General features: G+C 60.3%; 20 protein-coding genes. 9 read left to right on the top strand and 11 right to left on the bottom strand.

Annotated elements, in window-relative coordinates; translation table 11 throughout:
- Window positions 1–33 precede the first annotated feature (33 nt).
- The 5 genes from J3P81_RS17670 to sdhC all read right to left on the bottom strand — a co-directional run bounded on the left by J3P81_RS17670 (window position 34) and on the right by sdhC (window position 6,356).
- Window positions 34–2,865, bottom strand: coding sequence for a 2-oxoglutarate dehydrogenase E1 component (locus tag J3P81_RS17670; RefSeq protein WP_420766934.1), 2,832 nt, complete (start codon window positions 2,863–2,865; stop codon window positions 34–36).
- A gap of 262 nt (window positions 2,866–3,127) precedes the next feature.
- Window positions 3,128–3,832 (bottom strand): succinate dehydrogenase iron-sulfur subunit, encoded by a 705-nt coding sequence (locus J3P81_RS17675; RefSeq protein WP_039594133.1) that lies wholly within the window; start codon window positions 3,830–3,832, stop codon window positions 3,128–3,130.
- Between the two features lie 11 nt (window positions 3,833–3,843).
- Window positions 3,844–5,616, bottom strand: coding sequence for a succinate dehydrogenase flavoprotein subunit (sdhA, locus tag J3P81_RS17680; RefSeq protein WP_039594132.1), 1,773 nt, complete (start codon window positions 5,614–5,616; stop codon window positions 3,844–3,846).
- A gap of 3 nt (window positions 5,617–5,619) precedes the next feature.
- Window positions 5,620–5,988 carry a succinate dehydrogenase, hydrophobic membrane anchor protein gene (gene sdhD / locus J3P81_RS17685; RefSeq protein ID WP_003179222.1) on the bottom strand — a complete coding sequence of 123 codons (369 nt, stop codon included), beginning with the start codon at window positions 5,986–5,988 and terminating at the stop codon, window positions 5,620–5,622.
- Window positions 5,982–6,356, bottom strand: a complete 375-nt coding sequence (gene sdhC / locus J3P81_RS17690) for a succinate dehydrogenase, cytochrome b556 subunit (RefSeq protein WP_024780620.1) — start codon at window positions 6,354–6,356, stop codon at window positions 5,982–5,984. Before sdhC ends, sdhD begins: the two co-directional genes overlap by 7 nt.
- Window positions 6,357–6,721: 365 nt before the next feature.
- On the opposite strand from sdhC, the gene gltA reads away from it, so the two are divergent.
- Entirely contained in the window at window positions 6,722–8,011 is a 1,290-nt protein-coding gene (gene gltA / locus J3P81_RS17695) for a citrate synthase (protein WP_003172803.1), read from the top strand.
- Between the two features lie 277 nt (window positions 8,012–8,288).
- Here gltA and J3P81_RS17700 read toward each other — a convergent pair whose 3' ends face one another.
- The 3 genes from J3P81_RS17700 to J3P81_RS17710 form a co-directional block, all read right to left on the bottom strand.
- Complete coding sequence (locus J3P81_RS17700; protein ID WP_434560077.1) at window positions 8,289–9,947, bottom strand: cation acetate symporter; 1,659 nt, start codon at window positions 9,945–9,947, stop codon at window positions 8,289–8,291.
- Window positions 9,944–10,255 carry a DUF485 domain-containing protein gene (locus J3P81_RS17705; protein ID WP_420766938.1) on the bottom strand — a complete coding sequence of 104 codons (312 nt, stop codon included), beginning with the start codon at window positions 10,253–10,255 and terminating at the stop codon, window positions 9,944–9,946. The genes J3P81_RS17700 and J3P81_RS17705 overlap by 4 nt, the downstream gene beginning before the upstream one ends.
- Before the next feature lie 316 nt (window positions 10,256–10,571).
- Entirely contained in the window at window positions 10,572–11,426 is an 855-nt protein-coding gene (locus J3P81_RS17710; RefSeq protein WP_420766939.1) for a glycine betaine ABC transporter substrate-binding protein, read from the bottom strand.
- Window positions 11,427–11,853: 427 nt separating this feature from the next.
- On the opposite strand from J3P81_RS17710, the gene J3P81_RS17715 reads away from it, so the two are divergent.
- Entirely contained in the window at window positions 11,854–13,152 is a 1,299-nt protein-coding gene (locus tag J3P81_RS17715; protein WP_420766940.1) for a serine/threonine protein kinase, read from the top strand.
- Complete coding sequence (locus tag J3P81_RS17720) at window positions 13,145–13,933, top strand: MlaA family lipoprotein (RefSeq protein ID WP_420766941.1); 789 nt, start codon at window positions 13,145–13,147, stop codon at window positions 13,931–13,933. Before J3P81_RS17715 ends, J3P81_RS17720 begins: the two co-directional genes overlap by 8 nt.
- A 132-nt stretch (window positions 13,934–14,065) precedes the next feature.
- Here J3P81_RS17720 and J3P81_RS17725 read toward each other — a convergent pair whose 3' ends face one another.
- Window positions 14,066–14,980, bottom strand: a complete 915-nt coding sequence (locus J3P81_RS17725; protein ID WP_434560079.1) for a DUF808 domain-containing protein — start codon at window positions 14,978–14,980, stop codon at window positions 14,066–14,068.
- Window positions 14,981–15,111: 131 nt separating this feature from the next.
- On the opposite strand from J3P81_RS17725, the gene J3P81_RS17730 reads away from it, so the two are divergent.
- Window positions 15,112–15,720: a TetR/AcrR family transcriptional regulator gene (locus J3P81_RS17730; protein ID WP_420766943.1), complete on the top strand. Its 609-nt coding sequence runs from the start codon at window positions 15,112–15,114 to the stop codon at window positions 15,718–15,720.
- A gap of 138 nt (window positions 15,721–15,858) precedes the next feature.
- Here the strand turns inward: J3P81_RS17730 and J3P81_RS17735 are convergent, their stop codons facing one another.
- On the bottom strand, window positions 15,859–16,317 hold the full coding sequence (locus J3P81_RS17735; protein ID WP_434560081.1) for an REP-associated tyrosine transposase: 459 nt from the start codon (window positions 16,315–16,317) through the stop codon (window positions 15,859–15,861).
- A 216-nt stretch (window positions 16,318–16,533) separates the two neighbouring features.
- Window positions 16,534–16,974: a GlcG/HbpS family heme-binding protein gene (locus J3P81_RS17740; protein WP_420766945.1), complete on the bottom strand. Its 441-nt coding sequence runs from the start codon at window positions 16,972–16,974 to the stop codon at window positions 16,534–16,536.
- 267 nt (window positions 16,975–17,241) lie between these two features.
- Here J3P81_RS17740 and gcl point away from each other — a divergent pair, with 267 nt between their 5' ends.
- The 5 genes from gcl (at window position 17,242) to pyk (ending at window position 23,762) form a co-directional block, all read left to right on the top strand.
- Complete coding sequence (gcl, locus tag J3P81_RS17745; RefSeq protein ID WP_434560083.1) at window positions 17,242–19,017, top strand: glyoxylate carboligase; 1,776 nt, start codon at window positions 17,242–17,244, stop codon at window positions 19,015–19,017.
- 75 nt (window positions 19,018–19,092) lie between these two features.
- Entirely contained in the window at window positions 19,093–19,875 is a 783-nt protein-coding gene (gene hyi, locus J3P81_RS17750) for a hydroxypyruvate isomerase (protein ID WP_420766947.1), read from the top strand.
- A 161-nt stretch (window positions 19,876–20,036) separates the two neighbouring features.
- A complete protein-coding gene (locus J3P81_RS17755) occupies window positions 20,037–20,927 on the top strand; it encodes a 2-hydroxy-3-oxopropionate reductase (protein WP_420766948.1) in 891 nt (296 codons plus the stop codon).
- Between the two features lie 149 nt (window positions 20,928–21,076).
- Window positions 21,077–22,357 carry a glycerate kinase type-2 family protein gene (locus J3P81_RS17760; protein ID WP_434560085.1) on the top strand — a complete coding sequence of 427 codons (1,281 nt, stop codon included), beginning with the start codon at window positions 21,077–21,079 and terminating at the stop codon, window positions 22,355–22,357.
- The gene (pyk, locus tag J3P81_RS17765; RefSeq protein WP_434560087.1) at window positions 22,347–23,762 is read left to right on the top strand and encodes a pyruvate kinase; all 1,416 of its coding nucleotides are present in this window, start codon (window positions 22,347–22,349) and stop codon (window positions 23,760–23,762) included. Before J3P81_RS17760 ends, pyk begins: the two co-directional genes overlap by 11 nt.
- Window positions 23,763–23,816: the final 54 nt, after the last annotated feature.

Genomic DNA, 23,816 nt, shown 5'->3' on the forward strand with positions numbered 1-23,816 from the left:
TTCCTTAAATTCGGTTTCAGGTGCGCGAAGGCATTAAACGGTAAAGGCATCTTGCAGCAGTTTTTCCTGCTGCTCGGCGTGCATCGATGCATAACCACAAGCAGGTGCGGCAGACGCATCACGGCCGGCATATTCAAGGCCCAGGGCCTTGTTATGGTTGCCGATGCTGCGACGCAGGTGATGCTGGCTGCTGTACCACGCGCCTTGGTTCATCGGTTCTTCCTGACACCACACCACATGGGTGAGGTTGGTGTAAGGCGCGATGGCCTCCATCAGGTCCTCTTCCGGGAACGGGTAAAGCTGCTCGATACGCACGATGGCGATGTCTTCGCGGCCTTCGGCACGACGTTTTTCCAGCAGGTCGTAGTAGACCTTGCCGCTGCACAGGATCAGGCGAGTCACCTTCGCTGCGTCCAGGGTATCGATTTCCGAAATGACGGTCTGGAACGAGCCTTCGGCCAGGTCTTCGAGCGTGGAAATCGCCAGTTTGTGACGCAGCAACGACTTCGGTGTCAGCACGATCAGCGGCTTGCGCAGCGGACGGATGACCTGACGACGCAGCAGGTGGTAGATCTGCGCCGGGGTCGTTGGTACGCAAACCTGGACGTTGTGCTCGGCGCACAGCTGCAGGTAACGCTCCAGACGTGCCGAAGAGTGCTCCGGCCCCTGCCCTTCATAACCGTGTGGCAACAGCATGGTCAGGCCGCAGAGACGACCCCACTTGTGCTCGCCGCTGGTGATGAACTGGTCGACAACCACCTGGGCACCGTTGGCGAAGTCGCCGAACTGGGCTTCCCAGATCACCAGCGCATTCGGCTCGGTGGTGGAATAGCCATATTCGAACGCCAGGACGGCTTCTTCGGACAGCAGCGAATCGTACAGGTCGAAACGTGGCTGGCCCTTGTACAGGTGTTGCAGCGGGATGTAGGTGCTGGCGTCTTTCTGGTTGTGCAGCGCCGCGTGACGGTGCGAGAAAGTGCCGCGGCCTACGTCCTGGCCGGTGATGCGAATCGGGTGACCTTCGAACGCCAGGGTCGCGTACGCCATGGTTTCGGCGTAACCCCAGTTGATCGGCAGGCCGCCGGCTTGCATCTTCTGCCGGTCTTCGTAGATCTTCGCGACCTGACGCTGGACCACAAAGCCTTCCGGGATTTCCAGCAGCTTGGCGGACAGTTCCTGCAAGGTCTTGAGATCGAAGCGCGTGTCGTGACGAGCGGTCCAGGCGTGGCCCAGGTAAGGACGCCAGTCCACGAACAGTTCCTTGTTCGGTTCCTTGACCAGGCTCTTCACAACGTGCAGGCCGTTATCCAGGGCGTTGCGATATTCATCGACTTTTTCCTGGACGCGCTCGGCATCCAGAACACCGCTCTGGGTCAGGCGCTCGGCGTACAGCTCACGAGTGGTGCGCTGCTTGGCGATCTGCTGGTACATCAGCGGCTGGGTGCCGCTTGGCTCGTCGGCCTCGTTGTGGCCGCGACGACGGTAGCAGACCAGGTCGATCACCACGTCGCGCTTGTACTGCATGCGGTAGTCGATGGCCAGTTGGGTCACGAACAGCACGGCTTCCGGGTCATCGCCATTCACATGGAGAATCGGCGCCTGGATCATTTTCGCGACGTCGGTTGCGTACTCGGTGGAACGCGAGTCCAGCGGGTTGCTGATGGTGAAACCGACCTGGTTGTTGATGACGATGTGAACCGTACCACCGGTCTTGAAACCGCGGGTCTGGGACATCTGGAAGGTTTCCATGACCACGCCTTGACCGGCGAATGCCGCGTCACCGTGGATGGAAATTGGCAATACCTTCTCACCGGTCGGATCGTTGCGACGATCCTGGCGCGCACGGACGGAACCCTCGACCACCGGGGAAACGATTTCCAGGTGGGACGGGTTGAACGCCATGGCCAGGTGGACTTCGCCACCTGTGGTCATCACGTTGGACGAGAAGCCCTGGTGATACTTCACGTCACCGGAACCCAGCTCGACCTTCTTCTTGCCTTCGAACTCGTCGAACAGCTCGCGTGGGTTCTTGCCGAAGGTGTTGACCAGTACGTTCAGGCGGCCACGGTGGGCCATGCCGATGACGACTTCCTTGGTGCCGTAGGAACCGGAGCGCTGGATCAGCTCGTCCAGCATCGGAATCAGGCTTTCGCCGCCTTCCAGGCCGAAACGCTTGGTGCCTGGGTATTTGGTGCCCAGGTATTTTTCCAAGCCTTCACCGGCGGTGACGCGCTCGAGCAAGTGGCTCTTGATGTCGGCGGAGTACGTCGGACGGCCACGAACGCTTTCCAGACGCTGCTGGAACCACTGGCGCTGCTCGGAATCGGTGATGTGCGTGAATTCAGCGCCGATGGTGCGGCAATATGTCTGCTGCAACGCTTCGTGAATTTCGCGTAGGCTCGCTTCCTCTTTGCCGATGAACAGGTCGCCGGCACGGAAGGTCGTATCAAGATCGGCATTGGTCAAGCCGTAATGAGTGATCGACAGGTCTGCAGGAGCAGGACGCTGCCACAGCCCCAGCGGGTCCAGCTGGGCTGCCTGGTGGCCACGCATCCGGTAGGCCTGGATCAGTCGCAGCACTTCAACTTGCTTCTTCTCATGCTCGGAGCTCACGCTGCCGGCAGAAACCGGTTGAGCGCGGCGCTGGTTCTTTGCCAGCAGCACGAAATGATCGCGAATCGTCGAGTGCGAAACATCGGTGGCAGAGTTACCGTCAGCCGGCAACTTCTGAAAGTAGGTGCGCCATTCTTCTGGCACAGCGTTAGGGTCGTGCAGGTAGAGCTCGTAGAGCTCTTCCACATAGGCAGCGTTACCACCGGAGAGGTGGGCACTGTTCCACATGCGCTGCATCACGCTTTCTTGCATGCTTGGTCACCCTCGATTAGGGGAACACCACCGGCGAAAACACCGAGCAAACTTGCAGAAGTCCGAGTGCAGCGACTAAAACAAGCCACTTAGGATCACGCTGATAGTCCGGGTACCAGCCCGGATGCCCCTGCTTGTCTCATTTCTTCAAAATAAGAACGACCGCTTTGTGAGCGGCTGTTCTGGTTATAGCCAGGACGTGGGTTGAAGCCCACGCCCTCGCCTCTACGGGTACAGCGGTTCTACGGGTACAGCAGCTGAATCACACGCCGTTTTGCAGCAGCATGTTACGTACGTGACCGATGGCCTTAGTCGGGTTCAGGCCTTTCGGGCAGACGTTGACGCAGTTCATGATCCCGCGGCAGCGGAATACGCTGAACGGGTCATCCAGTGCGGCCAGACGTTCGGACGTCTTGGTGTCACGGCTGTCTGCCAGGAAGCGGTACGCTTGCAGCAGGGCGGCCGGGCCCAGGAATTTGTCCGGGTTCCACCAGAAGGATGGGCACGAGGTCGAGCAGCAAGCGCACAGGATGCACTCGTACAGACCGTCGAGCTTTTCACGCTCTTCAGGGGACTGCAGACGCTCGATGGCCGGAGCCGGCGTGTCGTTCTGCAGGAATGGCTTCACCTTCTCGTATTGCTTGTAGAAGATGCTCATATCGACGACCAGGTCACGGATGACCGGCAAACCTGGCAGCGGACGAACGATCAGCTTGTTGCCCTTGACCACAGCCGACAGCGGCGTGATGCAGGCCAGGCCGTTCTTGCCGTTGATGTTCATGCCATCGGAGCCACAAACGCCCTCGCGGCACGAGCGACGATAGGAAAAACCTTCGTCCTGCTCTTTGATCAAGGCCAGCACGTCCAGCACCATCAGGTCTTTACCACCGGTATCGACCTGGAAGTCCTGCATGAACGGCGCGGCGTCCTGATCAGGGTTGTAGCGATAAACACTGACTTGCAACATAGCGGTCACCCTTAATAAGTCCGGACTTTTGGTTCGAAAGTCGGAACAGTCTTCGGCGAGAAGTTCACGGCACGCTTGGCGACGCGTTTTTCACCTGGGAAGTACAAGGTGTGGCACAGCCAGTTTTCGTCGTCACGGTCTTCGAAGTCTTCGCGGGCGTGGGCACCACGGGACTCTTTGCGCACTTCTGCGGCGATGGCGGTGGCTTCGGCCACTTCCAGCAGGTTCTGCAGCTCCAGCGCTTCGATACGTGCAGTGTTGAACGCCTGCGACTTATCGTTGATCTTCACGTTGGCGATTCGTTCACGCAATTGTGCGAGCTGGGCAATACCCTTCTGCATGTACTCGCCGGTACGGAACACACCGAAGTAGTTCTGCATGCAGCTTTGCAGCTCGCGGCGCAGGGTGGCGACGTCTTCGCCTTCGGTGCGCTCGTTGAGGCCAGCCAGACGCTTGAGGGCCACGTCGATGTCGGTGTCGCTGGCGTCGCGGTATTCGATACCGTCGGTCAGCGCTTTTTCCAGGTGCAGGCCGGCAGCGCGGCCGAACACCACCAGGTCGAGCAGCGAGTTGCCGCCCAAGCGGTTGGCACCGTGTACCGATACGCAAGCCACTTCACCCACGGCGAACAAGCCAGGGATGATTTCGTCCACGCCTTCGGCGTTCTGAGTGATTGCCTGGCCATGAATGTTGGTGGCAACGCCGCCCATCATATAGTGGCACGTTGGAACCACTGGAACCGGCGCAACGACTGGGTCGACGTGAGCGAAGGTCTTCGACAGCTCGCAGATACCCGGCAGGCGGCTGTGCAGCACTTCCTCGCCAAGGTGGTCGAGCTTGAGCATCACGTGGTCGCCATTCGGGCCACAGCCGTTGCCGGCGATGATCTCTTTAACCATCGAACGAGCCACGACGTCGCGACCGGCAAGGTCCTTGGCGTTCGGAGCATAACGCTCCATGAAACGCTCGCCGTGCTTGTTGATCAGGTAACCGCCTTCACCACGGCAGCCTTCGGTGACCAGTACACCAGCGCCGGCGATGCCGGTCGGGTGGAACTGCCACATTTCGATGTCTTGCACCGGCACGCCAGCACGCAGGGCCATGCCAACGCCGTCACCGGTGTTGATCAGGGCGTTGGTGGTGGAGGCGTAGATACGGCCTGCACCGCCGGTCGCCAATACGGTGGCTTTCGAGCGGATGTAAGTGGTTTCGCCGGTTTCGATGCAGATCGCGATCACACCGACGAACGCGCCGTCCTGGTTTTTCACCAGGTCAACGGCGTAGTACTCGTTCAGGAACGTGGTGCCGGCTTTCAGGTTGCCCTGATAAAGGGTGTGCAGCAGAGCGTGACCGGTACGGTCGGACGCCGCGCAAGTACGCGCAGCCTGGCCGCCCTTGCCATAGTCCTTGGACTGGCCGCCGAACGGACGCTGGTAGATGCGGCCGGTTTCGGTACGCGAGAACGGCAGGCCCATGTGGTCCAGCTCGAACACAGCGGCCGGGCCTTCTTGACACATATATTCGATAGCGTCCTGGTCACCGATGTAGTCGGAACCCTTGACGGTATCGTACATGTGCCAGCGCCAGTCATCGTTCGGGTCGGCCGAAGCGATGGCGCAGGTGATGCCACCCTGGGCGGACACGGTATGCGAACGGGTCGGGAAAACCTTGGTGATCACGGCAGTCTTGTGACCGCCCTGTGCCAGTTGCAGCGCAGCGCGCATGCCGGCACCGCCACCACCAATGATGATGGCGTCGAAAGAAATCGTTGGAATGTTAGCCATGAATCAGATACCCCAGAGAATCTGCACACCCCAGACGAAGTAAGCGAACATCGCAACGCCGCATACTGCCTGGAAGAGGAAACGTACGGCAGTCGCCGACTTGCCGAACGCCATCTGCGTCAGGTAGTCGGTCGCGATGGTCCACATGCCGACCCAGGCGTGGGCGCCCAGTGCGACAAGTGCCAGCAGACTGAAGATACGCATCCAGTTGTTTGCAAACAGTTCATGCCATTGGGCGTAGCCCAGGCCGGGGTTGGCGACTACATATCCAATCAGAAAGATGAAATAAGCCGCGAGAACGACCGCAGACACACGCTGCGCCATCCAGTCATACAGGCCAGAACGCGAGAGGTTCGTGACGTTGGTTACCATATCCAGACTCCTGCCAGAACGATTACCACCACCGAAACGGCGATAACGATTTTCGAGCCCAGCTTGCCGCCTTCCAGCGTCTCACCGATGCCCATGTCCATGATCAAGTGGCGCACACCGGCGACCAAGTGATACAGCAAGGCGGACAGGATGCCCCAAATCACTAGCTTGGCTAGCGGACTGGTCAGACACGCTTTCACCTGACCGAAGCCTTCTTCCGAATCGAGCGACTTGTCCAATGCATAAAGCATGATGGCCAGGCTGACGAAGAGGATGACACCGGAAATACGGTGAAGAATGGACGTGTAAGCAGTGACTGGGAGTTTGATGGTCCTTAGGTCTAGGTTTACAGGTCGTTGGCTTTTCACGGCTTTTTTTTCACACTGAAGAGCCCCTAACAATCAGGGCAAAGTTGTTGGGGCGCGCACTGGTCAGGTACTCACCACCCAGGGAGTGACGACCCCCAAGAAAGCAGGCCCAAAAGCCCCTGGCGGTCGGTGGCCGAGTATAGACAGTTAGGCTACTAATGACAACGCGTTCACCTTCCCCTAATAGCGCATTGCACATATGAGGCAAAAGGCGTAAACGGCAGGCAATTTCGCGGAAAAAGTCCGGTTAAAGCCTTCTGGAGCAAGACTTTAGGCAAATTGACATTCGGATTTATCTCACTATAGTGGTGCGGGCCCTGCGTGGGGGGTCTGTCTGATGATTCCAAGCATTAATAGGAGGCCACATGGCTGACAAAAAAGCGCAGTTGATCATCGAGGGCGCAGCCCCCGTCGAGCTGCCCATTTTAACCGGCACCGTTGGTCCCGATGTAATCGACGTACGGGGCCTGACGGCCACGGGCCGTTTCACCTTTGACCCAGGTTTCATGTCGACCGCCTCGTGCGAATCGAAAATCACCTATATCGACGGCGACAACGGCATCCTGCTGCACCGCGGCTACCCGATCGAGCAACTGGCTGAAAAATCGGACTACCTGGAAACCTGCTACCTGCTGCTCAACGGCGAATTGCCGACCGCAGAGCAAAAGGCCCAGTTCGTCAGCACCGTGAAGAACCACACCATGGTTCATGAACAGTTGAAGACCTTCTTCAACGGCTTCCGTCGCGATGCCCACCCGATGGCCGTCATGTGCGGCGTTGTCGGTGCCCTCTCGGCCTTCTACCACGACTCCCTGGACATCAATAACCCCCAGCATCGCGAAATCTCCGCGATCCGCCTGGTGGCGAAGATGCCGACCCTGGCAGCCATGGTCTACAAGTACTCCATGGGCCAGCCCATGATGTACCCGCGCAACGACCTGACCTATGCAGAGAACTTCCTGCATATGATGTTCAACACCCCGTGCGAGATCAAACCGATCAGCCCGGTGCTCGCCAAGGCCATGGACCGGATCTTCATCCTCCACGCCGACCACGAGCAGAACGCCTCCACGTCCACCGTGCGCCTGGCCGGTTCGTCGGGTGCCAACCCGTTCGCCTGTATCGCCGCCGGTATCGCCGCGCTCTGGGGCCCTGCCCACGGCGGTGCGAACGAAGCGGTACTGACCATGCTCGATGAAATCGGCGATGTCTCCAACATCGACAAGTTCATCGCCAAGGCCAAGGACAAGAACGATCCGTTCAAGCTGATGGGCTTCGGTCACCGGGTCTACAAGAACCGCGACCCACGCGCCACCGTCATGAAGCAGACCTGCGACGAAGTGCTCAAGGAACTGGGGATCAAGAACGATCCGCAACTCGAACTGGCCATGCGCCTGGAAGAGATCGCCCTGACCGACCCGTACTTCATCGAGCGCTCGCTGTACCCGAACGTCGACTTCTACTCGGGGATCATCCTCAAGGCGATCGGCATTCCAACCAGCATGTTCACCGTGATCTTCGCCCTGGCGCGGACCGTCGGCTGGATCTCTCACTGGAAGGAAATGCTCTCCAGCCCGTACAAGATCGGCCGCCCACGCCAGCTGTACACCGGCTACGAGTCGCGTGACATCACCAAGCTGGAAGACCGCAAGTAAGACCTGCCTTGCGATAGGTCCCAAGCTGCACTGAAACAGCCCCCGCTTCTTATATAAGAGCGGGGGCTGTTTTGTTTATGCCTCTTTTAATCTGATCCGGTAACTGTATTGGCAGACCCGGCGCCATCGCGATCAAGCTCGCTCCCGCAGGATGAACGTGCTCCAGTGTGGGAGCGAGCTTGCTCGCGATGGGGGCAGGCCTGCCTTCCATAAACCTTACACAAAAAAATACCCCAGCCTCTCGACCGGGGTATTTCTTCAAGCACTTACCTCTGCATCAGTGGTTCACCGCCCCACTCGCCCCCAGGCCAGTCTGCGAACGCACGAACTGCGGGAAGAACAGCGCCCGCTCGTTGACGCCTTCGGCCGACTTGTCGGTAACGGAGAAGAACCAGATGCCAACGAACGCGATGATCATCGAGAACAGCGCAGGGTATTCGTACGGGAAGATCGCCTTCTCGTGACCCATGATCTGTACCCAGATGGTCGGGCCGAGCACCATCAGGCCCACGGCACTGATCAGGCCCAGCCAGCCACCGACCATGGCGCCACGGGTGGTCAGCTTCTTCCAGTACATCGAAAGCAGCAGCACCGGGAAGTTGCAGCTTGCCGCGATGGAGAACGCCAGGCCCACCATGAACGCGATGTTCTGCTTCTCGAACAGGATGCCCAGGCCGATCGCCAGCACTGCCAGGGCAATGGTGGTGATCTTCGAGACGCGAATCTCGTCCTTCTCGTTGGCCTTGCCCTTCTTGATCACGCTGGCATACAGGTCATGGGACACCGCCGAAGCACCGGCCAGGGTCAGGCCCGCTACCACCGCCAGGATGGTCGCGAACGCCACCGCCGAAATGAAGCCCAGGAAGATGCTGCCGCCAACCGCGTTGGACAGGTGCACCGCCGCCATGTTGTTGCCGCCCAGCAAGGCACCTGCCGCGTCCTTGAAGGCCGGGTTGGTGCTGACCAGCAGGATCGCGCCGAAGCCGATGATGAAGGTCAGGATGTAGAAGTAGCCGATGAAGCCAGTGGCATACAGCACGCTCTTGCGAGCTTCCTTGGCGTCGCTCACGGTGAAGAAGCGCATCAGGATGTGCGGCAGGCCAGCGGTACCGAACATCAGCGCCAGGCCAAGGGAGAAGGCCGAGATCGGATCCTTCACCAAGCCGCCGGGGCTCATGATCGCCTCGCCTTTAGGGTGAACCTTGACCGCTTCGGCGAAGAGCATGTTGAAATCGAAGTTGACGTGCTTCATCACCATCAGGGCCATGAACGACGCACCCGACAGCAACAGCACCGCCTTGATGATCTGCACCCAGGTCGTCGCCAGCATGCCGCCGAACAGTACATAGAGGCACATCAGGATGCCGACCAGGATCACCGCAACGTGGTAGTCCAGGCCGAACAGCAGCTGGATCAGCTTGCCGGCACCGACCATTTGCGCGATCAGGTAGAACGCCACCACCACCAGCGAGCCGCTGGCGGACAAGGTGCGGATCTGGGTTTGCCCGAGGCGATAGGACGCCACGTCGGCAAAGGTGTATTTACCCAGGTTACGCAGGCGCTCTGCGATCAGGAACAGGATGATTGGCCAGCCCACCAGGAAGCCGATGGAGTAGATCAGGCCATCGTAGCCGGAGGTGAATACCAGTGCGGAAATCCCAAGAAAGGACGCCGCCGACATGTAGTCGCCCGCAATCGCCAGGCCGTTCTGAAAGCCGGTGATCTTGCCGCCGGCCGCATAGTAGTCCGCCGCCGAGTTGTTTTTCTTGGAAGCCCAGTAGGTGATGTACAGGGTCGCGCCCACGAAGGCCACGAACATCAAGATAGCCGGGACGTTGAGGGGTTGTCTCTGCACGGCGCCGGTCAGGGCGTCAGCCGCCCAGGCACCCGGTGCAAATGCTGCAATGCTCAAAAGAGCCACTAGACGCCGGATCATTGCTGAGCCTCCTTGAGAATCGCATTGTTCAGGTCGTCGAATTCGCCGTTGGCGCGTCGCACGTAGATGCCGGTCAGGACGAAGGCCGACAGAATCAAGCCAATCCCGATAGGGATACCCCAGGTGATGGTCGACTCGGGCGACATCTTGGCCCCGAGAATATGCGGCCCATAGGCGATCAGAAGAATGAAGCCGGAATACAGCCCTAGCATGATCGCCGAGAGAATCCAGGCGAACTTCTCTCGCTTTTTCACCAGCTCCTTGAAGCGCGGGCTGTTTTGAATCGAGAGGTAAATGCTGTCGTTCATTGTTTTTATCCTCGCAGCACAGATTTATTTGGTACAGCTCTACTCTATGCGGCTGAAGGCCAGGTTCCAGACGACCTTAGTATTAGAACGACATGACGGTTGCGCCAGTTTTCCGCACATTTCCATACTCACCCTCCTGTGGGAGCGAGCTTGCTCGCGATAGCGGTGTGTCTGCTTGCATCTCTGTTGAATGTTGCGTCGTCATCGCGAGCAAGCTCGCTCCCACAGTGTTTTGAGGAGAATCCAGGAATCGCGGGCACAAAAAAGCCGCATGACACAACGTCATGCGGCTTTTGGAACAGTCAAACCAGGCCGATTACTTGCCGGTCCACTCCTTCACGCGGTCCGGGTGCTTGGCGACCCAATCCTTGGCGGCGGCGTCCGGCTTGGCGCCTTCCTGGATCGCCAGCATGACTTCGCCGATTTCGTCTTTCGAGGCCCACTGGAATTTCTTCAGGAATTCGGCCACTTCTGGCGCCTTGGTGCCCAATTCCTTGCTGCCGATGCTGTTCACGGTTTCAGCCGCGCCGTAGACGCCTTTCGGGTCGTCCAGGAAGCGCAGTTTCCACTTGGCGAACATCCAGTGCGGCACCCAACCGGTGACGGCGATGGACTCGTTCTTTTTCTCGGCACGGGTCAGCTCGGCGATCATGCCGGCGCCGGAACTGGCCTTGAGTTGATAGCCGGTCAGGTCGTAGTCCTTGATGGCCTGGTCGGTCTTGAGCATTACGCCTGAACCGGCGTCGATGCCAACGATGCGCTTCTTGAAGGAGTCATCGGTCTTCAGGTCTTCGAGCGACTTGGCCTTGACATACTCCGGTACGATCAGGCCGATCTTCGCGTCCTTGAAGTTGGGACCGTAGTCGACGACCTGGTCTTTGTTCTTCGTCCAGTAATCGCCGTGGGTCACCGGCAGCCAGGCCGACAGCATCGCATCGAGCTTGCCGGTGGCAACGCCCTGCCACATGATCCCGGTCGCGACAGCCTGCAACTTCACATCGTAGCCAAGTTTTTGCTTGATCACTTCGGCGGCCACGTGAGTGGTCGCAACGCTGTCGGACCAACCGTCAACGTAGCCAATGCTCAGGGTTTTGGTTTCGGCGCTGGCCAAGGTGGAGCTGATCGCCAGTACCAGTGCGGCACCTGCGCCCAAGAGTCGTCGCATCTTCATCGTTACTTCCCCGAAAGTGCTGCGCCCGGCGGATGCCGAGCGGCTTCAACGTATTGTTATGGTGCCCAGCGCCCCCATCACGCTCGCCTGCAAACCGCTCCGAACGCCAGTGGAGTACTGACCGACTGATCATCAACCTGCGCCGATCTGGAACCTGCTCTGTCTGCGACGCCGAAGCAGCGAGAAACGACATCAGAAAGCCAGCAACCCATCTAACCGGTTTAGCAGGGTCATTTTCGCCCAAACTTTGCATGCCAGTACCAGGAAGCTGGCGGCTCCACTAGCCGCCTCCACGCTCCAACGTGTATTGTCCCGCTACTGTCGCGCCTCGCACGCGCTTGTTTTGCAGCCGTCATGGCACTTGGCTTCACTTCGATGGTCATAGGCTGCGAACCTCATTCGGCACCTTCCTCTAAGGGATCCAGTCATGCTCCGTTCCTTGCGCTTCGCTGCCCTCCTCGGCGGCCTTATCCTGAGTGCGTCCGCGCTGGCGGTGGATGTCGACGCCGCCAGCTATGGCTACCCCCTGACCAACCCGTTCGAGGCGACGATCGCGACAACGCCGCCAGACCTTAGACCGGAACTGCCGCTGAACGAAGACATCGACCAGGCGGACTACAACGTCACCCTGCGCCCCGAACGGGAGTTCATCCTGCCGGACAATTTCTGGCCGGTGAAAAGCCTCACCTACCGCATGGCCACCCAGGACAAACCGGCGCCGCTGATCTTCCTGATCGCCGGCACCGGCGCGCGGTATGACAGCACGCTCAACGAATACCTCAAGCGCCTCTATTACAAGGCCGGTTACCACGTGGTGCAGCTGTCTTCGCCCACCAGCTTCGACTTCATGAGCGCCGCTTCGCGCTTCGCCACACCGGGCATCACCAAGGAAGATGCCGAAGACATGTATCGAGTGATGCAGGCCGTGCGCGCGCAAAATCCAAAAGTGCCCGTGACCGAGTACTACCTGACCGGCTACAGCCTCGGCGCACTGGACGCAGCGTTCGTCGCGCACCTGGACGAAACCCGACGCAGCTTCAACTTCAAGAAAGTGCTGCTGCTCAACCCACCGGTGAACCTCTATACCTCGATCACCAACCTGGACAAGCTGGTCCAGACCGAGGTCAAGGGCATCAACAGCACCACCACGTTCTATGAACTGGTCCTGAACAAGCTGACCCGCTACTTCCAGCAAAAAGGCTACATCGACCTCAACGATGCGCTGCTCTACGATTTTCAGCAGTCCAAGCAGCACTTGAGCAACGAGCAGATGGCGATGCTGATCGGCACGTCGTTCCGTTTCTCGGCGGCCGACATCGCCTTCACTTCGGATTTGATCAATCGTCGCGGCCTCATCACTCCGCCCAAGTTTCCGATCACCGAGAGCACCAGCCTGACGCCATTCCTCAAGCGCGCGCTGCAATGCGACTTCGATTGTTATCTCACCGAGCAGGTGATCCCGATGTGGCGAGCACGCACTGACGGCGGCAGCCTGCTGCAACTGGTTGACCAGGTCAGTCTCTATGCACTGAAGGATTACTTGCAGGCCAGCCCGAAGATCGCGGTCATGCACAACGCCGACGATGTGATCCTCGGCCCGGGTGACCTGGGCTTCCTGCGCAAGACCTTTGGTGATCGCCTGACGGTCTATCCGCTGGGCGGCCATTGCGGCAACCTTAACTATCGCGTCAACAGCGACGCCATGCTGGAGTTCTTCCGTGGCTAAATACCTCCTGCTGATCGCCGCGTTAATGAGCGCGGGCATGGTCCACGCCGATAACAGCAAGGCCGACGCGCCTGTGGTGGTGGACTCGGACGGCTTCAAGGAGCCGCTGACCAAACTCAAGTTCAACCCGGGCCTGGATCAACGGGAATTCGAACGCTCGACGCTCAACGCGCTGAACGTCTACGACCCATTGGAATCCTGGAACCGACGCGTCTACCACTTCAATTACCGCTTCGACCAGTGGGTGTTCCTGCCCGTGGTCGACGGCTATCGCTACATCACCCCAAGCTTTGTGCGCACCGGGGTCAGCAATTTCTTCAATAACCTGGGGGACGTGCCGAACCTGATGAACAGCCTGCTGCAATTCAAGGGCAAGCGTTCGATGGAAACCACGGCGCGGCTGCTACTCAACACCACCGTCGGCATCGCCGGCCTGTGGGACCCGGCCACCGCCATGGGCCTGCCGCGCCAGAGCGAAGACTTCGGCCAGACCCTTGGCTTCTACGGCGTACCGGGCGGTGCGTACTTCGTCCTGCCGATCTTCGGCCCTTCGAACCTGCGCGACACGTCGGGCTTGTTGGTGGACTACACGGCGGAATCGGCGATCAACTTCCTCAACGTGTCGGAGGTCAGCTCCAACCACCCGGAACTGTTGTTGCTGCGCGGCGTGGACAGGCGCTACCAGACGAGCTTCCGCTACGGCCAGCTGAATTCGCCGTTCGAGTATGAAAAGGTGCGGTACGTGTATACCGAGTCGCGGAAGTTGCAGATCGCCGAGTAACGTTCGGAGACCGCAAAACCACTGTGGGAGCGAGCTTGCTCGCGATTGCAGTCTGTCAGGCAACATTAATGTTGGATGTCAGACCGTCATCGCGAGCAAGCTCGCTCCCACAGTTGTAATGCGTTGGCAGACTCAGCCTTTCAGCGCTTTCCAGATTTTGCCCACGACGAGCACACCCGCCAACACCATCGCCCCCGCGACAATTCCCGCCACCGCATTGAGCAGCATTGGCACGATGAACCCGGCGCCACCGGCACTCGCGGCAACGCCTTCGATCCAGTGATGCACCGCCGGCACGCCATGGGTGAGGATGCCGCCGCCCACCAGGAACATCGCTGCCGTGCCGATCACCGACAGGCTTTTCATCATGTAAGGCGCTGCGCGCAGGATCGCCCCGCCAATGTTCTTGGCGGCCTGCCCTGGCTTCTGGGTCAGCCACAAGCCCAGGTCATCGAGCTTGACGATTCCCGCCACCAGGCCGTAGACGCCGACGGTCATGACAATGGCGATGCCCGACAGCACGATCACCTGCTGGGTCAACGGCGCATCGGCAACAGTGCCAAGAGTAATGGCGATGATCTCCGCCGAGAGGATGAAGTCGGTACGCACCGCGCCCTTGATCTTGTCCTTTTCGAAGGCGACCAGATCGACCGCTGGATCCGCCACCGCCTCGACCAGTTGCGCGTGCTCGGCCTGGTCCTCGGACTTGCTGTGAAGGAATTTGTGGGCGAGTTTTTCGAACCCTTCGAAACACAGGTAGGCGCCGCCCACCATCAACAACGGCGTCACCAGCCAAGGGACGAAGGCACTGATGGCCAGCGCCGACGGCACCAGGATCAGCTTGTTGATAAAGGATCCCTTCGCCACCGCCCAGACCACTGGCAGCTCCCGCTCGGCACGCACGCCTGACACCTGCTGGGCATTGAGCGCCAGGTCATCGCCCAGCACGCCGGCGGTTTTCTTGGCGGCCATCTTGGTCATCAATGCCACATCGTCGAGCACGGTAGCGATGTCGTCGATCAAAACCAGCAAACTGCTTCCAGCCATGGGGGGCTCCTTGAACAAATAATGCTGCGAAGCATAGCGCGAGCCACGCATCCTAGGGGCATTCTTGAGCGTCGCGCGAGGCCGGTGCTACCATGCGCAACCGCCAGAACCGGCAAGGAAACCCAGGGTTTATGAGCACTATCCGCGAGCGCAACAAAGAACTGATCCTGCGTGCCGCCAGCGAAGAATTTGCCGACAAGGGCTTCGCCGCGACCAAAACCAGCGACATCGCGGCCAAGGCGGGCCTGCCCAAACCCAACGTCTACTACTATTTCAAGTCCAAGGAAAACCTCTATCGCGAGGTCCTGGAAAGCATCATCGAACCCATCCTCCAAGCCTCGACACCGTTCAACGCCGATGGCGAGCCGGGCGAAGTGCTGAGCCACTACATCCGCTCCAAGATCCGTATCTCACGCGACCTGCCCTTCGCCTCGAAAGTCTTCGCCAGCGAAATCATGCACGGCGCCCCGCACCTGAGCGCGGACCTGGTGGAACAGCTCAACGCCCAGGCCCGGCACAACATCGACTGTATCCAGACCTGGATCGACCGCGGCCAGATCGCCCCCCTCGACCCCAACCACCTGATGTTCAGCATCTGGGCCGCCACCCAGACCTACGCCGATTTCGACTGGCAGATCAGCGCCGTGACCGGCAAGGCCAAGCTGGATGAAGCGGATTACGAAGCGGCGGCGCAGACGATTATCCGGTTGGTTTTGAAGGGGTGTGAGCTGGATCGCTAGCTAGGCTCGGGACCGAGTCGCCATTATCGCGAGCAGGCTCGCTCCCACACGAAACTCAGGTTGCTTGCAGATTCTTTTTTCACCACAAAACCCCTGTGGGAGCGAGCCTGCTCGCGATGAAGGCAACTCGATATCCAGTCAAAGCCAAATGGCATCCCAGAGCGGATAGTCGCCAAGCCTCTTCACCAGCCCTGCCCGCAAGGGGTTGCAGATGACATAGCGAGCCATGAACACCAAATCTTCATCTCGCCGCAATGCCCGGTCATGAAACCCCTGCTGCCAAAGGCTGATTTTATTGTCCAAGCGTAGGTTTACCGCTTTGGTGCTCAATGATTTGGTCCGTTGCATCAACTCACTCAAAGATCCCTTGCGCAACTCGATCAGCCAATGGAAGTGGTCAGGCATGACCACCCAAGCCAATGAATCGGCCCAGCCTTGCTCCTGAGCTTTTCGAAATTGATCAACCACCAACCTCCCCAAAATAACGTCTTTGAAAATGGGGGCACGGCCAAGTGTGTTGGTGGTCAGTAAATAGATCCGGCTGGATTCAGCGTAGCGGCCGAGGCGCAGTCGATGTGAAGCAGGTAAACCAGGCATTCCTTGCCCCTTCAATGATCTGACTCACCGGGAAGGCTAGACCTGCGGATGCCTGGGTGGGAGGCAGACTTTTAGCTGGATGTGTCTGCAGGATCGCCATCGCGAGCAAGCTCGCTCCCACACACGGGGTTTGCGGTATTCAGACATCGCGTGTCCCAACATCAACCCTGTGGGAGCGAGCCTGCTCGCGATGGCGCCAGTCCATTCACCCCATCATCAAGCAACCATCCCGGCATCCGCTTTCAACGCCGAAGCCTCCACCGCCTTCACCGCCACCTGCTCGTCCACATCCGAAACATCCCCGCTGATTCCCATCGCCCCCAGCACCTTCCCGGCCTGATCCCTGATCAACACCCCGCCCGGGGCCGGCACGATGTTGCTTTGGCCCAAGCCATTCAAAGCAGCAAAGAACGCTGGGCGTTGCTGGGCGTCCTGGGCGAGAAGCCGCGAGCCTTTGCCCAGGGCGATGGCCCCCCAGGCCTTGCCGATGGCGATCTGCGGGCGAAGCAGGCTGGCGCCGTCTTCGCGTTGCAAGGCAACCAGGTGCCCGCCGCTGTCCAGGACCGCGACGGTCAGGGGGGCGGCGCTTATTTCACGACCGATGGCAAGGGCTTGCCCAGCCAGGTCGAGGGCGATTTTCAAAGTCAGAGCGCTCATGGGTGCTGTCCTTCTTTTGTCATGGGAAAGCCTCGGGCTTCACTTTGCAGCAAAACCGAACCCCACAAATAGAACACAACACGTTATGTTTTTGTATACAATAATTTCCGCAAACCAACCTTATTCAGCAAAGAGCCGCTAAAAACCAGCTAGGCCGACGAATGAAACAGCTGCTTGAGGAAAGGGATTGACCTGCGCCATCCGCCATGAATAAACTCTTCGCACAGCCACTTGTATACAATTACAAAACGTAAGAGGCACAAAATAATGAGCAAAATGAGAGCAATCGAAGCCGCCGTTCTGGTGATGCGCCGTGAAGGCGTGGACACCGCCTTCGGCATCCCGGGTGCTGCGATCAACCCGCTGTACTCCGCCCTGCAAAAGGTGGGTGGCATCGATCACGTCCTTGCTCGCCACGTTGAAGGTGCCTCGCACATGGCCGAGGGCTATACCCGGACCAAGGCCGGCAACATCGGCGTGTGCATCGGCACCTCGGGCCCGGCTGGTACGGACATGGTGACCGGCCTCTACAGCGCGTCGGCCGACTCGATTCCGATCCTGTGCATCACCGGACAAGCGCCCCGCGCCCGGATGCACAAGGAAGACTTCCAGGCTGTGGATATCACCAGCATCGTCAAGCCAGTGACCAAGTGGGCCACCACTGTTCTGGAACCCGGCCAGGTGCCGTATGCCTTCCAGAAGGCTTTTTATGAAATGCGCTCCGGCCGTCCCGGCCCGGTGCTGATCGACCTGCCGTTCGACGTACAGATGGCCGAGATCGAATTCGACATCGACGCCTACCAGCCGCTGCCCCTGGCCAAACCCGCGGCCAACCGCGTGCAGATCGAGAAAGCCCTGGCAATGCTCAATCAGGCCGAGCGCCCTTTGCTGGTGGCCGGTGGCGGCATCATCAACGCCGATGCCAGCGACCTCCTGGTGGAATTCGCCGAGCTGACCGGCATCCCGGTCATTCCTACGTTGATGGGCTGGGGCACCATCCCCGACGATCACCCGTTGATGGTCGGCATGGTCGGCCTGCAGACCTCGCATCGCTATGGCAACGCTACGTTGCTCAAGTCTGACGTCGTGCTGGGCGTCGGCAACCGCTGGGCCAACCGTCACACCGGTTCGGTGGATGTCTACACCGAAGGCCGCACGTTCATTCACGTCGACATCGAACCCACCCAGATCGGCCGTGTATTCACCCCCGACCTGGGCATCGTCTCCGACGCCGCTTCGGCCCTGACCGTGTTTATCGAGGTGGCCCGTGAATGGCAAGCGGCCGGCAAGCTGAAGAACCGCACCGCCTGGCTGCAGGACTGCCAGCAACGCAAGGCCAGCCTGCAACGCAAGACCCACTTCGACAACGTGCCGGTCAAGCCGCAGCGTGTCTACGAGGAAATGAACCAGGTATTCGGCAAGGACACCTGCTACGTCAGCACCATCGGCCTGTCGCAGATCGCCGGGGCGCAGTTTCTTCACGTCTACAAGCCACGCCATTGGATCAACTGCGGCCAGGCCGGTCCCTTGGGCTGGACCATCCCAGCCGCCCTGGGAGTGGTCAAGGCCGATCCGAACCGCAAAGTCGTAGCGCTGTCGGGCGACTATGATTTCCAGTTCATGATCGAAGAATTGGCGGTGGGCGCGCAGTTCAAGCTGCCGTACATCCATGTCGTGGTGAACAATTCCTACCTGGGCTTGATCCGCCAGGCCCAGCGCGGTTTCGACATGGACTACTGCGTGCAGCTGTCGTTCGACAACCTCAATGCCCCGGAACTCAACGGCTATGGCGTTGACCACATCGCCGTCGCCGAAGGCCTGGGCTGCAAGGCTCTGCGAGTGTTCGAACCGTCTGGCATCCAGCCGGCACTGCGCAAGGCTCAGGAAATGATCGAGGAATTCAAGGTGCCGGTGATCGTCGAGATCATTCTGGAACGCGTGACCAACATTTCCATGGGCACCGAGATCAACGCCGTCAATGAATTTGAAGACCTGGCGCTGGTAGGCAACGATGCACCTACGGCCATCTCATTGCTCGACTGACCGAGTGGCCCCCTTGTGGGAGCGAGCAAGCTCGCTTCCACAAGGGGGCCTGCCAACTATCCACAGGAGACAACCATGCCGCGTTTCGCCGCCAACCTGTCCATGCTGTTCACCGAACAGGATTTTCTCGCCCGTTTCGAAGCGGCCGCCAAGGCCGGTTTCAGTGGAGTCGAATACCTGTTCCCCTACGATTACAGCTCTGCCGAACTCAAGGCCCTGCTCGACGCCAACGGCCTGACCCAGGTGCTGTTCAACCTGCCGGCCGGCAATTGGGCCGACGGTGAGCGCGGCATTGCTTGCCTGCCGGACCGAGTCGAAGAGTTCCGCGCCGGGGTCGATCTGGCGATCGCCTACGCAAAAGTGTTGGGCAATACCCAGGTCAATTGCCTGGCCGGGATTCGTCCACAGAAGTGCGACGAGGCACTGGCGGAAAAAACCTTCGTCGCCAATCTCAAATACGCCGCCGAAAAGCTGCAAGGCGAAGGCATCAAGTTGGTCATGGAAGCCATCAATACCCGCGACATCCCGGGCTTCTACCTGAACAACACGGCCCAGGCCCTGTCGATCCGCGAGCAGGTGGGCAGCGCCAATCTGTTCCTGCAGTACGACATCTACCACATGCAAATCATGGAAGGCGACCTGGCCAGGACGCTGTCGGCGCACCTGGGCGAGATCAACCATGTGCAATTGGCGGACAACCCGGGCCGCAACGAGCCGGGCACCGGCGAGATCAACTACCGCTTCCTGTTCGAACACCTGGATCGCATCGGCTACCAGGGTTGGATCGGCTGCGAATACAAGCCGCTGTCCACTACCGAAGCGGGACTGGGCTGGCTGAAAACCCATAACGCAATCTGACTGGCGAGAGCTCGTGTGGCGAGGGAGCTTGCTCCCGCTCGGCTGCGAAGCAGACGCATGTTTTTTCACCGATGGATTTCTGGGGCCGCTTCGCGGCCCAGCGGGAGCAAGCTCCCTCGCCACAGAGTCCGTGGGCACTTTAATAAGAGAGGATTTTTCTCATGGCTAAAATCGGATTCATCGGCACCGGCATCATGGGCCACCCAATGGCTCTCAACCTGCAAAAAGCCGGTCACAGCCTGTTCCTGACCCAGCACCACGACGCCGCCCCGGCCGATCTCGTGGCCGGTGGCGCGGTGGCATTGGCCAATCCTCGGGAAGTCGCCCAGGAAGCCGAATTCATCATCGTCATGGTCCCGGACACGCCACAGGTCGAGGACGTGCTGTTTCGCGCCGATGGCGTCGCGGCCGGCGTGGGTGCGGGCAAGGTAGTGATCGACATGAGCTCGATCTCGCCGACCGCCACCAAGACCTTCGCGGCCAAAATCAATGAAAGAGGCGCGCAGTACCTTGACGCCCCGGTGTCTGGCGGCGAAGTCGGCGCCAAGGCCGCGACCCTCAGCATCATGGTCGGTGGCGACAACGCTGCCTTCGAACGAGCCCTGCCGCTGTTCCAGGCCATGGGCAAGAACATCACCCTGGTCGGTGGCAACGGCGACGGCCAGACCGCCAAAGTGGCGAATCAGATCATCGTTGCCCTGAACATCCAGGCCGTGGCCGAAGCCCTGTTGTTCGCCTCGAAAAACGGTGCCGACCCCGCCAAGGTCCGTGAAGCGCTGATGGGTGGTTTCGCTTCGTCGAAGATCCTCGAAGTCCACGGCGAGCGCATGATCAAGGGCACCTTCGACCCGGGCTTCCGCATCAGCCTGCACCAGAAGGACCTGAACCTGGCCCTGCAAGGCGCCAAGGAACTGAACATCAACCTGCCCAACACCGCCAACGCCCAGCAAGTGTTCAGCACCTGCGCGGCCATCGGCGGCAGCAACTGGGACCACTCGGCGTTGATCAAAGGGCTGGAGCATATGGCGAATTTCTCGATTCGCGACAACTGACACTCAAACAACCCTGTGGGAGCGAGCTTGCTCGCGATAGCGGTCGTTCAGTCAGCATCATTGTTGGTTCTGAAATAGCCATCGCCAGCAAGCTCGCTCCCACAGGAGTCTGCGTTGCCCTCAAATAACAAGAATCTCGGGAGCCCGCCATGTCGGTCGATCCGCAACAACTGCTGCGCGAGCTGTTTGCCACAGCCATCGACGCGGCTCATCCGCAGCAAGTCCTCGAACAATACCTGCCCAGCGACCGCAGCGGCCGAGTGATCGTCATCGGGGCCGGCAAGGCGGCGGCGGCCATGGCGCAAGTGGTCGAGCGTTGCTGGCAAGGCGAGGTCAGCGGCCTGGTGGTGACCCGCTACGGCCATGGCGCGCCCTGCCAGAAAATCGAAGTGGTCGAAGCCGCTCACCCGGTGCCGGACGCCGCGGGCCTGGAAGTGGCCGGACGGGTGCTCGAACTCGTCAGCAACCTCAATGAAGACGACCGGGTGATTTTCCTGCTGTCCGGCGGGGGCTCGGCATTGCTGGCCTTGCCAGCGGCCGGCATCACCCTGGCCGATAAACAATCGATCAACAAAGCCTTGCTCAAATCCGGCGCCACCATTGGTGAGATGAATTGCGTGCGCAAACACCTCTCGGCCATCAAAGGCGGACGCCTGGGCAAGGCCTGCTGGCCGGCGACGGTGTACACCTATGCGATTTCCGATGTGCCCGGCGATCTCGCCACGGTCATCGCGTCCGGCCCCACCGTGGCCGACCCCAGCACCTCGGCCGAGGCCCTGGCGATTCTCAAGCGCTACAACATTGAAGTGCCGGCCTCGGTACGCACCTGGCTGCAAAACCCGGAATCGGAAACCGTCAAACCCGGAGACCCAAGCCTGGCCCGCAGTCATTTCCAACTGATCGCTCGCCCCCAGCAATCCTTGGAAGCCGCAGCCGTGAAGGCGCGCCAGGCTGGTTTCAGCCCATTGATTCTCGGTGACCTGGAAGGCGAATCCCGGGAGGTGGCAAAGGTCCATGCCGGCATCGCCCGGCAAATCGCCCTGCACGGCCAACCGTTGGCGGCGCCGTGCGTGATCCTTTCCGGCGGCGAAACCACCGTCACCGTGCGCGGCAACGGCCGTGGCGGGCGCAACGCCGAATTCCTGCTGAGCCTGACCGACAGCCTCAAGGGCCATCCCGGCATCTATGCGCTGGCCGGCGACACCGATGGCATCGACGGCTCCGAGGACAATGCCGGCGCCCTCATGACGCCTGACAGTTATCGCCGCGCCGCCGAGCTGGGCCTCAACGCCAGCGACGAGCTGGACAACAACAACGGCTACGGCTACTTCGCCGCGTTGGACGCGCTGATCGTCACCGAACCGACCCGCACCAACGTGAACGACTTTCGCGCCATCCTGATCCTCGAGACCCCAAAAAATGACGCCTGATAAAAAGGTCAAGATCCTCGCGACCCTCGGCCCCGCCACTCGCGGCATCGATGACATCCGTGAACTGGTGCAGGCCGGTGTGAACATCTTTCGCCTGAACTTCAGCCACGGTGATCACGCCGACCACGCCCAGCGCTATGAGTGGATTCGCGAAGTCGAGCAGCAGCTCAATTATCCGCTGGGCATCCTGATGGACTTGCAGGGCCCGAAACTGCGGGTCGGCAAATTCGCCGACGGCAAGGTGCTGCTGCAACAGGGCCAGGCCCTTCGACTGGACCTGGACCCGACGCCGGGCGATCAACGCCGGGTGAACCTGCCCCACCCAGAGATTATCGCGGCGTTGAAGCCTGGCATGGACTTGTTGCTGGACGACGGCAAGCTGCGCCTGCGGGTAATCACCCAGCATGCCGACGCCATCGACACCGAGGTGCTTAACGGCGGCGAACTCTCGGACCGCAAGGGCGTGAACGTGCCCCAGGCCGTGCTTGACCTGAGCCCGCTGACCGCCAAGGACCGCCGCGACTTGAGCTTCGGCCTGGAGCTGGGCGTGGACTGGGTGGCGCTGTCGTTCGTGCAGCGCCCCGAGGACATCCTTGAAGCCCGCGCGCTGATCGGCGACAAGGCGTTCCTGATGGCCAAGATCGAGAAACCATCGGCCGTCGCCCAGTTGCGCGAGATTGCCGAACTGAGCGACGCGATCATGGTGGCCCGTGGTGATCTCGGCGTCGAGGTGCCGGCCGAGAGCGTGCCGCAGATCCAGAAAAACATCATCGGCACCTGCCGTGCCCTGGGCAAACCGGTGGTGGTGGCGACACAGATGCTGGAGTCGATGCGGTTCTCCCCGGCGCCGACCCGCGCCGAAGTCACCGACGTCGCCAACGCCGTGGCCGAAGGTGCCGATGCGGTGATGCTGTCGGCGGAAACCGCCTCTGGCGATTACCCCCTCGAAGCCGTGCAGATGATGAGCAAGATCATCCGCCAGGTGGAAAACGGCCCCGACTACCAGGCGCAACTGGACGTCAGCCGGCCGAAAGCCGAGGCAACAGTGTCGGACGCCATCAGTTGCGCGATTCGCCGGGTCAGCAACGTCCTGCCGGTGGCGGTGCTGGTGAATTACAGCGAGTCGGGCAGCTCCAGCCTGCGGGCCGCACGGGAACGGCCGACAGTGCCGATCCTCAACCTCACGCCGAACCTGCAGGCCGCTCGCCGCCTGACCGTGGCCTGGGGCGTGCATTCGGTGGTCAACGATCGGCTGCGGCAGGTGGATGAAGTGTGCTCCACGGCGCTGGAAATCGCCCAGGCCCAAGGCATGGCCCAGCGTGGCGACACCTTGCTGATCACGGCGGGGGTGCCGTTCGGGCAGCCGGGGTCGACCAATTCGCTGCGCATCGAGACGCTGCTCTAGCGTCTGAACTGGCCCTATCGCGAGCAAGCTCGCTCCCACACTGGATTTGCGGCG

This window comes from Pseudomonas sp. R1-6 (assembly GCF_051132115.1).
Classification (GTDB): Bacteria; Pseudomonadota; Gammaproteobacteria; order Pseudomonadales; family Pseudomonadaceae; genus Aquipseudomonas.